11 protein-coding genes and 4 pseudogenes are annotated in these 11561 nt (G+C 69.5%); 7 read left to right on the top strand and 8 right to left on the bottom strand.

Translation table 11 applies throughout. The annotated features are described in order from the left end of the window. Nucleotides 1-188 precede the first annotated feature (188 nt). Together JL475_RS32155 and JL475_RS32150 are read right to left on the bottom strand one after the other, a co-directional pair. Nucleotides 189-1259, bottom strand: coding sequence for an MBL fold metallo-hydrolase (locus tag JL475_RS32155; RefSeq protein WP_202281663.1), 1071 nt, complete (start codon nucleotides 1257-1259; stop codon nucleotides 189-191). A 111-nt stretch (nucleotides 1260-1370) separates the two neighbouring features. Then, a complete protein-coding gene (locus JL475_RS32150; protein ID WP_202281661.1) occupies nucleotides 1371-1826 on the bottom strand; it encodes a carbonic anhydrase in 456 nt (151 codons plus the stop codon). 245 nt (nucleotides 1827-2071) lie between these two features. Here JL475_RS32150 and JL475_RS40505 point away from each other — a divergent pair. Beyond that, a pseudogene (locus JL475_RS40505) lies at nucleotides 2072-2413 on the top strand (lyase family protein); the annotation flags it as partial. 62 nt (nucleotides 2414-2475) lie between these two features. Here JL475_RS40505 and JL475_RS40500 read toward each other — a convergent pair. After that, nucleotides 2476-2751, bottom strand: a pseudogene (locus tag JL475_RS40500) (anion permease); the annotation flags it as partial. A gap of 264 nt (nucleotides 2752-3015) precedes the next feature. On the opposite strand from JL475_RS40500, the gene JL475_RS32140 reads away from it, so the two are divergent. Both JL475_RS32140 and JL475_RS41535 read left to right on the top strand, forming a co-directional pair. Further along, on the top strand, nucleotides 3016-3978 hold the full coding sequence (locus JL475_RS32140; protein ID WP_202281659.1) for an alpha/beta hydrolase: 963 nt from the start codon (nucleotides 3016-3018) through the stop codon (nucleotides 3976-3978). 367 nt (nucleotides 3979-4345) lie between these two features. After that, a complete protein-coding gene (locus JL475_RS41535) occupies nucleotides 4346-4636 on the top strand; it encodes an ester cyclase (RefSeq protein ID WP_202281657.1) in 291 nt (96 codons plus the stop codon). A 207-nt stretch (nucleotides 4637-4843) separates the two neighbouring features. On the opposite strand, the gene JL475_RS32130 is transcribed toward JL475_RS41535, so the two are convergent. Further along, nucleotides 4844-5257, bottom strand: a complete 414-nt coding sequence (locus tag JL475_RS32130; RefSeq protein ID WP_202281655.1) for a hypothetical protein — start codon at nucleotides 5255-5257, stop codon at nucleotides 4844-4846. A 314-nt stretch (nucleotides 5258-5571) separates the two neighbouring features. Between JL475_RS32130 and JL475_RS32125 the strand changes: the two genes are divergently transcribed. Further along, a complete protein-coding gene (locus tag JL475_RS32125) occupies nucleotides 5572-6273 on the top strand; it encodes an HdeD family acid-resistance protein (RefSeq protein ID WP_202281653.1) in 702 nt (233 codons plus the stop codon). Nucleotides 6274-6510: 237 nt separating this feature from the next. Here the strand turns inward: JL475_RS32125 and JL475_RS32120 are convergent, their stop codons facing one another. Beyond that, nucleotides 6511-7449: a diacylglycerol kinase family protein gene (locus tag JL475_RS32120; RefSeq protein ID WP_202281685.1), complete on the bottom strand. Its 939-nt coding sequence runs from the start codon at nucleotides 7447-7449 to the stop codon at nucleotides 6511-6513. Nucleotides 7450-8284: 835 nt separating this feature from the next. On the opposite strand from JL475_RS32120, the pseudogene JL475_RS41780 reads away from it, so the two are divergent. Next, nucleotides 8285-8677: pseudogene (locus tag JL475_RS41780) on the top strand (DDE-type integrase/transposase/recombinase); the annotation flags it as partial. 182 nt (nucleotides 8678-8859) lie between these two features. Here JL475_RS41780 and JL475_RS32110 read toward each other — a convergent pair. Next, a complete protein-coding gene (locus JL475_RS32110) occupies nucleotides 8860-9558 on the bottom strand; it encodes a phage integrase SAM-like domain-containing protein (RefSeq protein ID WP_202281649.1) in 699 nt (232 codons plus the stop codon). A 178-nt stretch (nucleotides 9559-9736) separates the two neighbouring features. Between JL475_RS32110 and JL475_RS32105 the strand changes: the two are divergent. Beyond that, nucleotides 9737-10189, top strand: a pseudogene (locus JL475_RS32105) (rhomboid family intramembrane serine protease); the annotation flags it as partial. Between the two features lie 68 nt (nucleotides 10190-10257). Here the strand turns inward: JL475_RS32105 and JL475_RS32100 are convergent. Beyond that, complete coding sequence (locus tag JL475_RS32100) at nucleotides 10258-10578, bottom strand: hypothetical protein (RefSeq protein ID WP_237408906.1); 321 nt, start codon at nucleotides 10576-10578, stop codon at nucleotides 10258-10260. Nucleotides 10579-10672: 94 nt separating this feature from the next. Further along, entirely contained in the window at nucleotides 10673-11395 is a 723-nt protein-coding gene (locus tag JL475_RS32095) for a TetR family transcriptional regulator (protein ID WP_202281648.1), read from the bottom strand. Between the two features lie 82 nt (nucleotides 11396-11477). Between JL475_RS32095 and JL475_RS40490 the strand changes: the two genes are divergently transcribed. Continuing rightward, nucleotides 11478-11561, top strand: an 84-nt coding sequence (locus JL475_RS40490) for an acyl-CoA dehydrogenase family protein (RefSeq protein WP_237408909.1), incomplete at its 3' end; no start/stop codon positions are given.

Below are 11561 nucleotides of genomic sequence, written 5' to 3'. Positions count from 1 at the left end.
CCGACCGTTCACTCGTCAGCCCGGACCCACCCGGACGAGAGCCTGCCACCTCGTCCATGATCCCGATTCTCCGCAGAACTCGAGAGCCGCCGGCGCCTCCACCGCCCCGGGTGCCGTCCGAGGTACCCCCGGAAACCCGTTCGCGTACCGCCGACACTGCACTTCCTGCTGCACCGGTTGAGCCGGGATCAGGCATCACCCGCCTGTGGGGCGCTGAGTGTGTAGGTGGTTCCGACGCTGGTCTGCACCCATGCGTCCGGGAAGGCTGCGGCGAGGGTGTGCTGGGCACGCCAGCCGGTGCAGTGACCGGGGACGATCAGCTCGGGTGCGAGTTCGGTGAGCGCGGCCACCGTCGGGCCGATGACCGGCTCGAAGGCGGGACCGATCAGGTGGAAGCCGCCGATGAGGGCCAGCAGTTTACCGACGCCGGTCAGCCTCATGGCGTGCCGGATGATGTTGACCACTCCGGCGTGGCCGCACCCGGTGATGATGACAAGTCCCCGGCCGCGCACGTTGATGACGAGTGCCTGGTCGTCGATGACGGCGGGGTCGTGTCGCCAGCCGTTCCCGTCCCAGGCTTGGTGTGACTGCGGCATGCCGTGCTCGAACTCGGTGACGCGGTCCACCTCGCCGGTGATCAGGATGCCACCGGCCAGCAGCGACGGCTGCCGCCGCTCGACTACCTCGAACCCTTCGCGTTCCAGGGCACCCCGTGACAGCGTGGGCATCTCCAGCCCCTGGCCCGCGGGTAGTTCCAGGCGACGGCGGGTCCAGACCGCGGGGTGGACGGTCAGCGGCAGGCCGGAGCGCCCGCGCAGCCGGGCCAGGCCGTCGAAGCCGCCCGCGTGGTCGACGTGTCCGTGGCTGAGCACGACGCCCTGCAGGCCGCCGACATCGATGCCCAGACGCTCGGCGTTCACCGCCGGCCCGTCCGGCGACGCGCCGGTATCGAACAGCAGCATGCTGCTCGCGTTCCCGCTCGGGACGCTGACCAGGGCGGAGAAGCCGTGCTCGGCACGCAGCCCCGCGACGGCCTCGCCGCCGGCGAACTGCCGCGCGGCGGTCCGCCCGGCGCCCATCGACGCCCGGGTGACGCCTTCGGCAGAGGCCAGCAGGGCGTCGAAGGTGTTGTCGACCATCGTCGTGACCCTGACCTCGTCGACCTCGGGCAGCGTCACCGGGTCAACAGCCGGTCCCTCCGCGACGCGAGGCGCCGACCACGCCGCCTCGGCCGCCGAGTGCCCGTGATCGTCGCACATGCTAGAAAGCGCCTCCCCGCCGATACGACCGGCCAGGGAAGCAGATCCCGGCACAACCCGCAGGCCCACGGCGGTCGCGCCGGCCGGACCGGCCGCAGGTGCCGCGCGGTGTCATGCTTCCACTCGCGCGGGCGGGACGACGACGTCGATGAGCCCGGTGGCCACGTCGTACACGAGCCCTGAGACGAAGACTCCGACCGGAAGTTTCTGCTTGAGGATTTCGACGTCGACGCGGACGGCGGCGACCGGGTCGGTGACCGCCTTGGCGTCCAGGTCTTTGGCCGGAACTTCGAAGTAATCGGCCAGCAACTCGGGGAACACGGCCAGGTCCGTGATCCCGCAGTCGGTGTGGTGCAGGACCGCATAGTGGACGTCGTTCGGGCGAGGGCCGCCCGTGCGGGCCTGGACGACCTTCGCGAGCATCTCCAGCGTCCGGAGTGTCGCGGGCGTGATCCGCCCTCCGACGTTGCGGATCGCCGCTGCCTCGCCGAGCTTGAGCCCGAGCACGTCGGACGGGTCGACACGAGGGTCGAGGCATCCGATGACCGTCAGACTGCCACTGGGCATGAGCCTGAGGTTGGCGAATGATCCACCGTCGGCGAACCCGCGTTCCGCTTGGCCAGCTCGTCCGTGTCGATCACTGTGACGGTAACCCCTTCTTGCTCTGAGCCCGGCCCCCGGTGACGGCGACGGCGGCCTCCAGTTGCCGCCAATCCTGGACCGCCGCCGCCTCCCATGCCACTCGACTTTGCGGCAAATCGTGATCATGCGGGTCAACGCCTTGCCAGGAATGGTCCGGCTACGCCCACCAGCTGCAACAAGGCATCGACCGGGTCACCAGGGCCGCCGAGGACCTGTACGAGCTGGCCATGGGCGGCACCGCGGTGGGCACGGGGCTGAACGCCCCGCCCGGATTCGGCGAGCAGGCCGCAGCCGAGATCGCCACGGCGACCGGCTACCCGTTCACCACCGCGCAGAACAAGTTCGCCGCCCACGGCGGCCTGGACGCCGTGCTCGGCGCCTCCGCCGGGCTGCGGGCCCTGGCCGTGCCGCTGATGAAGATCGCCGACGACATCCGCCGGCTGGCCTCCGGACCCCGCTGCGGCCTGGCGGAACTGAACCTCCCGGCGAACGAGCCCGGCTCCTCGATCATGCCGGGCAAGGTCAATCCGACCCAGTGCGAGGCGATGGTCATGGTCTGCATCCAGGCGGTGGCGATGTTGCGGGCCATGGCCCAGCGCACCGCGGACAGCCGCCGGGTGGCACCGGTTCCGAGGATCACGGAGGTGATGGTGTGCGTGGTCGAGATCGGCGCCTGCCAGATGAATGCCGTCGCATACAGCACGCTCGCGGCGGCCGATTCGGCGGCGAAACCGCGCGGCGGGTCAAGGTGCACGATCCGCCGTCCCAGCGTGCGGATGATGCGCCAGCCGCCCGTGTACGTTCCTGCGGCCATGGAGGCGGCGACCGCCCCGATGACCCACCACGGCACGCGGGTGGCCGGTGGTTCGCGCACCAACGCTGACGCCGCGCGGTCGGGTGCGAGGCCGAAGGCCGAGGTCCTGGCGCCAGCCGGGCGCTGCGAAGTCGATGGGCGCGCAATGCGTGATTACGATGGGCGTATCGGCCCATGGGGCTTGAATGAGGGCCTTGAACCTTGCACAAGGACTCACGCCCAGGGCTCGGGCGTTCAGTGGCGCCGGCGCTTGTCGGCCCGGACTCCCTACGCGTCTCAGCATCGCCAAGGAGCATTGTCATGGCTGCTCAGTCCGCCTCGATCGTCCTGGAGCGCCCGGCGCAGGAGCTCGCCGACGCGACCTCGAAGCATCCCTTCCTGTACGAGCTGGAGCCTGCCGAAGCGCGCAAGGTCCTCGACGACCTTCAAGCCGCGCCGGTCGACAAGCTGCCGGTCGACGAGGAGTGGATCACCGTACCGGCCGTGGTGGGCGACGTGCGGGTGCGCATCGTCAAACCGCAGGGCGCCGGCGGAACGCTGCCCGTCGTGCTGTACATGCACGGCGGCGGCTGGGTACTGGGCAACGCCGGCACCCACGACCGGCTGGTGCGGGAGCTGGCGGTCGGCGCCCGCACCGCCGTGGCCTTCGTCGAGTACACGCCCTCGCCGGAGGCCCACTACCCCGTGGCCATCGAACAGGGCTACGCCACCGCCCAATGGATCACCCGTGAGGGAGCGTCCAAGGGGCTGGACGCCCGGCGCATGGCCGTGGCCGGCGAGTCGGTCGGCGGGAACATGACAGCCGCGCTCGCCCTGATGGCCAAGGAACGCGGTGACGTCAGGTTCGTCCACCAGTCGATGTACTACCCGGTCACGGACGCGGCGATGGACACCGGATCCTACGAGCAGTTCGAAACCGGCTACTACCTCAGCCGCAAGGCCATGGAGTGGTTCTGGGACGCCTACACCACCGACCCCCGACAGCGCGCGGAGGTCACCGCCTCCCCCAACCGGGCCGCTCCCGAACAGCTCGCCGGCCTGCCGCCCGCCCTGCTGCTCGTCGACGAGGCCGACGTACTGCGCGACGAGGGCGAGGCGTACGCCGCCAAGCTCCGCGCCGCCGGCGTCCCGGTCACCACGGTGCGCTACGACGGCACGGTGCACGACTTCATGATGATCAACTCGCTCAGCCAGTCCAAGGCCACCCGAGCGGCCATCGACCAGGCCGTCACATTCCTGCGCGACGCCCTCGGAACGGCTTAGGAGAGCGGGCCGGCAACCGGCGAGGGCCCTCAGGCAGCCGGAGCTGGCGCTTCTTGCGGATCCCGCGCCTTTTCCCAGGTATGCGGACCATGGCCTCTGAAGGAGAGCATCTGCTCTGGAGGCCTGCCGCGTAGACATGCTGGAGGCGTACGGCCGGGGTACGGTCCCGATATGGCGTAGATGCGTGGACTTTGCAGCCGACGGACAGGCCGGTGGCGGGCACGCGCCCGAGGAATGCCTGTGTCTCAGCAGACAAACACCGCCGCACAGACTGCTTTCGGAGAGGCCGTCGTCACCGGCAACCTCGACGCCCTCGACGAGATCGTCGCATCCCGACTCGATCGACCATGATCCCGCCCCAGGACAGGTGCCGGGGCCCGAAGGGTACAGGGTCATGTTCGGCGAGTTGCGAGCAGCCTTTCCCGACTTGCACGTCGAGGTGGAGCATCTGGTTTCTACCGACGACGAGTTGGCCTTCGCCTGCACCATCACCGGGACGCATCTGGGACCGCTGATGGGGCAATCGGCGACCGGCGGGAAGGTGAGCTACCGAGGCATGCAGATCAGCCGCTTCGACAGCGACGGCAAGCTCGTCGAGCGCTGGGGAAGCAGCGACGAACTCGGCATGCTGCGTCAACTCGGCCTCGCCGAGGTGTGACCCCGCGAGCGGGCGTTCCCGGCGACACCGAGAACGACCAGACTTTCGATCCTCTGCACGGGGCACCTTGGCCCCGCGCCAGCTCCGCGGGCACACGAACACCTCAGGGCCTTCTCCGGGCGTCTGCTGTCTACGTCAATGCCTCCTTCAGCAGGCGCTCCGCAAGGACCCCGGCCGAAGCGGGGTTTTGTCCCAATGCCGGGAACTTTAGGTCCTCCATCTTCGTGTCCGGTCGGTGGCTGTGGCGATGGTGATGGCGGTCTTCGCGTTCCTGATGGGGGTGTTCTTCCTGGTCGCGTTGTAGGCGAAGGTCGAGATCGGGCGTTTGACCCGGCGGGGCAGGATCCGGGTCGGGCGGTGCGGCGGCGCCAACTCGCGTGGGTGCAGGATGGCGCCGCGGGGGGGGGCAGGGGTGGGACGGCACCCGGGACCTGTTGTGGTCCCGGTCGCGGTGATCACGGTGTGACGGGCAGTCCGGATGGTGACGGCCAGTGAGATCCGGGACGGATCGATCCCGGCATGGGTGGCGGCATCGACGGCGATCTGCCGTGCGACCCGGTAGACACCAAGCAGGCCGAGCAGTTCCTGGCGGGCGTCGTCGGTGTGGTGCGAGCGCAGCACGCGGTCCGACCCGCGCAGCGTGATCTTCAGCCCGGAGTACGCGGTCTCGGCCTGCCACCTTCGGTGGTAGAGCTCGGCGGGTTCGGCAGCCCGCCGAAGCGATGTCGAGCCGCGGTAGCAGTCCCTCGGGCACGCGGTCCGTGAGGGTTGTCGCCCCGGAGGGTTGCCGTGCCGGTGAGCAGGGTCGGGGAATCTCGGGGAGTACCGCATGCGCCACGGACCCCCGCCGTCTCCACCGAGCGACATGAGGCCGATCGGGTGACGATGGACGCGTACTGACGTGACCACGCTGCTCCCAGAAGGAGGCAGGCGTCATGACATCTCCTTCCGATTCCGCAGGTCCCGTTCCCCCGCGCGGCACCGAGCCGCGAACGCGAGAGACACCACAAACGCAAGAGACGCCCCTGGTCGAAGGCATGGGCGCCCTGGCGAACATGGGCTGGCAGATCCTGCTCACCATGGGCCTGGCCAGCATCGCCCTGGGCGTCATCGCCCTCGTCTGGCCGGGCGCAACCCTGCGGGTCGTCGGCGTGCTCTTCGGCGTCTATCTGCTGGTCACCGGCGTCTTCCAGCTCGCCGGCGCCTTTGGCGTCCACGTCCCCCGACATCTTCGCGTCCTGCACTTCCTCACCGGCGCGGCCTCCATCCTGCTGGGACTGATCTGCTTCCGGGGCACCCTGCAGTCGATCCTGCTGCTCGCCCTGTGGATCGGCTTCAGCTGGCTGCTGCGCGGCACCCTGGAGACGGCTGCGGCGGCCTCCGCCCCGGACATGCCGGCACGCGGCTGGCACGTGGCCTTCGGCATCATCGGCGCTCTGGCCGGCATCGTGATGATCATCATGCCGTTCGCCTCGATCGCGACACTCACCCTGGTGGTCGGCGTCATGGCCATAGTCCTCGGCCTGACCGAGGTGGTCCGCGCCATCAGGACACGTGTCGAGATCGGCCATCTCGCACCGGACACAACCACCCAGCGGCGACCCCTGTTCCACGCCCGTCCGCACCCCCAGCACTGATCGGCGGAACCGGAGTGGCCGGCCGCGGCGCGTGGTGAAGAACCTCCCGCCCGGATCGGCACAGCCCCGGGCGGCGTCGACGCCGCCCGGCGGCGGACGACCGCGTGGTGAACTCGCGCCGACGATGGAGCAACGGATCGCTTCGGCGTCCGCTCGCCGCTCGGCGTCACCTCCAAGCGCACCGCGTCCGCCACGATCGCGGCTGCGACGTGCTTCCCGGCGCACCGCCTGCTCCGGTCAGCCGGTATGACGGCCATGAGCGGCTCGCCGGGCAGCTGAGGCCATCCGCCGGACGGCGGCCCAGCCCGGCGGCCGCCCGGCGGGCTGGGCGCCGGGCCGATGGCGGGGAACCCGTACCCGCAGCGTCCGGGGACTGATCCGGCACCGCACGGGAGTCGGCAGGGTGACGGCTTCGCCGTCCAGCCCGGCGGGAACGCCCGGGATGTCGGCGTGGACGACGACGTCGTCAGGTGTGGCGAGACGGGTCAGGCCGTGCGTCTGCCCGCTTCGCAGCCGGGCGGCCGTCTCGCCGGGCGTCTCCGCCCTGGCGGCGAGGACTCCCAGGAGCCCGGAGTCCAGCTGCGCACGCCTGTCGAGCCCGGCCGGGTCATCGGCCTTGTAGGAGTTGTTGCTCACCAGCACGGCATCCGGTCCCTCCACGGTGAGCAGCCCGGTGTGCACCACCAGGTGCGGACCCTGGTGGCGGGCCAGGAATTCCGGGAGGATCCGTACCGTGGTGCCGATCTTGTCCTCCCGATAGGCCGGGTCCTGCACCAGGGCGGCATACGCACCGAACGACACGTTGTTGACGAACACCCGCTCGCCCGCGAACCCGAGATCCACACGCAGCTCGACGCCGTCCGTGAGAGCCTCCAGCGCGGCCGAGGGGTCCGCACGGTCCAGGCCGAGGTCCATCGCGAAGTGGTTGCGGGTACCGGTCGGAACGACCAGGAAAGGAAGACCGCTCTCCGCGGCCACCCCGGCGACAAGTGCCTGCGTGCCGTCTCCGCCGGCCACCCCCAGCAGGTCCGCACCGTCATCCACCGCGCGTCGGGCGACCATCGCGAGGTCCTGGGGCCGGGAAGGATCCAGCAGGAGAACCTGAGCCCCCAACGCACGGGCTTTCCCCGCGATCCGGAACCGGCTCGCCTTCCCTCCCCCCGAGCGCGGATTCACGATCAGGTACGGCCGCCGCACAGCGGCCACCGGTCGGGGCGCGTTCTCGGTCACGGCAAGAGCCGACCAGCCGCGTTCATCGACCCGGCGCACATCACTGGCGGCAGCAGGGCTGCCGCGATCACGCCCGCAGCTGACGGCGCCGTCCCCCGCCGGGCCGACAGCCCGGCGATCGCACCTGCGGCCACCGCCACCATGACACTTCCTTCGACAGTTACGGCCTACGGCACCAGCTTGCAGCTCGGCCTGAGCATCCGCACCTGGGACGTACGTGGTCGACCCGCCACCGCCGTCAAGGTCCACCGCGCCCTGGACCGGTCCCCGCAACGCCTCCACCACCGCCGGGCCGACGCCGTATCCCCAACCGGCGTGCGCCGGGGTCGGACGGCGCACGGATCAGGATGTGGATGAGCCACGGAAGCGCGCTCGCGCAGAAGGCCCGCTACCGCTCCCACTGCATGGCATCAGCCACCGGGCCAGTGTCAAGGGCGATGAACGGGAAGCCCTTGAAGTGCTCCGCGGCCTGCTCGTCGGGGCGTTCAGGTGCCGGTCAATGGTCTGGATGCTCCCCTTATCGTGGTGTCCTCTTCAGCCGCGGCGTACAGGTGAGAGCCGGCCGGGGCCTTCTCCGGCGCCAGCCGATCGAGGCGGTCAATGCCCAGGACGCGACCGGCGGCCCAGCGATCGGTGCCAGCGCCGCCGTAGCCGGACATGGCCGCCTCGGGGGCGATTCTCGCGTTGTTCTTGGCCGTCTCCCTTCATCCGGCGGTCGAGGCGCTGCAGCGACGGGTGCCGCGGTGCCGACGGCCGGTGGCCACCTTGCTGGTCTTCTTGGCTGCGGCCGCGGCCGTCGGCACGGTGGTCGCCCTGTACGTCATCCTCCTGGCTCAGGAGGGAAGCCGGTTCGCCGGTCGCTGCCCAGGCCGGGCAGCGACCGGCCGGGCAGGCGGTCGGCCGCCCCGGACTTCGTCCGCCGGGACTTCACCGCCGAGGAACCGGACCTCGTCCGGGCGGGCGACATGACCGAGATCGAAACCGGCGGGGGAAGCTGTACCTGGCGACGGTCATCGATCTGTTCTCCCGTCGGCTGCTCGGCTACGCGATGGCCGCCCGTCATGACGCCGACCTGGTCGTCGCGTCCCTGAACATGGCCGCGGCCACCCGCGGCGGCGACGTGCGCGGCGTGATCGTGCACACCGACAGGGGCAGCGAATACTGCTCCCGGAAGTCCAAGCGGGCCTGCCGCAGGCTGGGCGTGACCCGGCCCATGGGCAGAGTCGGATCTTGCTTCGACTGTGAGGATGATCAACGCCGTGAGCGAGGCGTTCAACAGCGTGCTCAAGGTCGAGTACGTCCACCGGCACACCTTCGGCACCCGCGCCGAGGCCCGCATCAGGATCGCCACCTGGATCACCGACTTCTACACCACCAGGCGGGCCACACAGCGTGTGCGGGTTCAAGAACCCGATCGACTACGAACGCGAGTGCCGAGCCACCCTCGCCGAGGGACTGGCCGCATGGATCGTCTCCATACTGCGAGGGGATTGACACTCCGGCGATGTACTCGGCGTCAGGGATGACTACCCGCTGCGGGGCGTACTCGGGTTTCTGCACTCCGCGCGGAGGGTCGTCAGCAATGGCCCCCTTCTCGAACGCATCCCGGAGGAGAGCAGACAGGGCCCGGTAGACGTTCAACTGGTGTCCACGGCCCACCCCCTCCGCCTCCAAGTGATCGAGAAAGTCCTCCACCACGGTCGGGGTCACCGCATTCAGCTTCCGCGATCCGATCACCGGATTGATCTGTACCTTGAAATGGCTCGCCAGGCTTTTCGCGGTCGAGTACTCGGTCATCCGGCGCTGCCGGGGCAACCACGTCCGGGCGTACTCCTCTGTCGTCTGCTGCCCCGGTCCGCGGCGCGCCTCCGCCACCGAGGGAGCCGTCTTCTTCCGGTCGGCATAAGGCTCCGTCAGCCTTTCGACCGCCGCGTCCTGGGTCCGATACCCGGTTTCCTCCCGCTGTTTTCCCCGAGCGTCGCGAAACCGGATGGTGCAGGCGTGCGGGCAACGGTTGGGCCTGGAGCAGGCACAGGGCTTGAAGAAGGAGCCCATGCCGCGAGCGAGCTGACGAGTCAAGGAGCGACGCCTTCCGAAAGACGAGTGGACCAGCAGACCTGGTCCCGCTGACGCTCCCCGCGGTCGGCAGGGCGGGGTCTCCCGCTCGCCGCTTGCTGGCTACTTGCTGACCAGGGCTCAGCAATCACGCCCATGACCTGCGCAGATGCCCGCCCTTCAGATCTTCGGCCACACAATCGAGAACCGTATGGGCCATCTGCGGTACCTGCTGTTCCACCTGCTCTGCGGCTACGCGGCCGCATACGGATTCGCCCTCACGAACCCCGACGCCACCACCCCCCTGATCGGCGCCTCGGGCGCCATCGCCGGCATCCTCGGCGCCTACCTGGTCCTCTACCCAAAGGCCCGCGTCTGGGTCCTCGTCCCCTTCCTGATCTTCCTGCCCCTGCGCCTGCCGGCCTGGATCGTGCTGGGCCTGTGGTTCCTGCTGCAGGCGGCGTACTCGGCGGGCGCGGGCATCACCGGCGCCGGGACGGTGGCGTACGCGGCCCACCTGGTCGGCTTCGTCGTCGGCATGCTGATCGCCTGGCCCCTCAAACCGGGCACTCCCCCACCACCCGAACCGAACGGCATCCTCTTCGGACGACAGGCACGACGGGACTGGTAGGGGCCTGCCCCGCAAGCGAGCAACACGAAGAGAGGCCCAGCGGAGCGCCTCCAAGGGCAGGTGGGGAGCTACTTGCCGCCGACGGGGCGGCAGGGGCGGCGCAGGGACGCCTGGACGGGCCCCTGCCAGGCCAAGGCAACGGCGACTTCGGGCGGCAGACGCCCGAGTTGCGTGTCCGCGTCCCGTCCTTCAGCGAGGTGGACGACATGCTGGCCGTTCACGTCCGTGGCCTGGATGACCTGTTCGGGGCGGTGAACCATCGGCGAATTCACCGCCAACCGCAGAGGAGTGCTCCGCTCGCCTCCCGCCAGGTGACGCAGTCGACCAAGTACTCGGAATGCGCAGGTAGGGGCATGAGTCCCGTTCGCGGACACCGCTGAAAGCCGCATCGATCTGTGGCCTGATCAGCGGCGGCGCCAGAGGATGCAAGAGCCGCCCACAGCAGGTCGAAAGAAGGAACTGAATACCCGCATCATGGGGTACTTAGTTCCCCGTCTGCGGTTGTCCGGCCTGGGCGCCCTCAAGGTGTTGGACGATCTTCCACATGGGAGTGCTGCTGCGGGTGACCATGACGACGGTGTCGCCGGTGTCGCCCCAGGTGCGATGAACCAGATCGAGAGCCCGGTCGACGCCCGCGGCGGCATCGCCCCGAGCGCCGGAGCGCAACCAGGCGCGCAGCCCGTGGTTGTGTGCGGCGACGACGCTCGCGGCGACAGTGCAGGCCCGGACGTCTCCGTCCGCAAGTGTGGCGAACCGGCGCTCGAGGTACGCGGCGAGGGCACGCTCGTAGCGCCAGACCACGGATGTCTCATGGACTTTGAGCGCTGCGACCTTGCGGGTGAGCGCGTACCGCTTCACCGAGAACTCGGCGTTCTCCGCATACATGCGCATGACCAGGCGGGCCGCGCCACAGGCGCGTCCGATGGGGTCGGGGTCCTGGCTGCCTTCCTCCAGGTACTCGACCATGTCGGCGAGGGCTCTCTCATGGTCGGGGAAGACGACTGCCTCCTTGGTGGGGAAGTACCGGAAGAACGATCGGCGACCCACGCCGGCCCGGCGCACGATGTCGTCGATGGTGGTCCTCTCGTAGCCGCGCTCCGTGAAGAGCGTGAAGGCGGCTGACACGAGGAGATCCCTGATGGGGGCTTTCTCCTGGTCCTCTTCGGTCGCCGGCCCGCTCGGACCGTTGTAGGGCTGCTCGCTCATGACATGAAAGTACATGCCCCCTTCCCGAAGGGAACTCAGTATGCATAATGAGGGAACTGAGTGCCATCCTGTGGGAGAGTCTATGCCGGATTTCGACCTGTACCGCCCGTCCGAGGAGCACGACATGCTCCGCGACGCCGTCCGCTCGCTGGCCGAGGCGAAGATC

Source organism: Streptomyces sp. M2CJ-2, assembly GCF_016757295.1.
Taxonomy (GTDB): Bacteria; Actinomycetota; Actinomycetes; order Streptomycetales; family Streptomycetaceae; genus Streptomyces.
The sequence above is the reverse complement of the archived record's forward strand: the minus strand, read 5'-3'. Positions and strand labels throughout refer to the sequence as shown.

Bases quoted from the DNA above. Each gene is read 5' to 3' on its own strand.
- JL475_RS32095 (WP_202281648.1), bottom strand. From the start codon at position 11,395: ATGAGCGAGCAGCCCTACAACGGTCCGAGCGGGCCGGCGACCGAAGAG.
- JL475_RS32110 (WP_202281649.1), bottom strand. From the start codon at position 9,558: ATGGGCTCCTTCTTCAAGCCCTGTGCCTGCTCCAGGCCCAACCGTTGC.
- JL475_RS32100 (WP_237408906.1), bottom strand. From the start codon at position 10,578: ATGCGGCTTTCAGCGGTGTCCGCGAACGGGACTCATGCCCCTACCTGC.
- JL475_RS32125 (WP_202281653.1), top strand. From the start codon at position 5,572: ATGACATCTCCTTCCGATTCCGCAGGTCCCGTTCCCCCGCGCGGCACC.
- JL475_RS32140 (WP_202281659.1), top strand. From the start codon at position 3,016: ATGGCTGCTCAGTCCGCCTCGATCGTCCTGGAGCGCCCGGCGCAGGAG.
- JL475_RS32155 (WP_202281663.1), bottom strand. From the start codon at position 1,259: ATGTGCGACGATCACGGGCACTCGGCGGCCGAGGCGGCGTGGTCGGCG.
- JL475_RS32150 (WP_202281661.1), bottom strand. From the start codon at position 1,826: ATGCCCAGTGGCAGTCTGACGGTCATCGGATGCCTCGACCCTCGTGTC.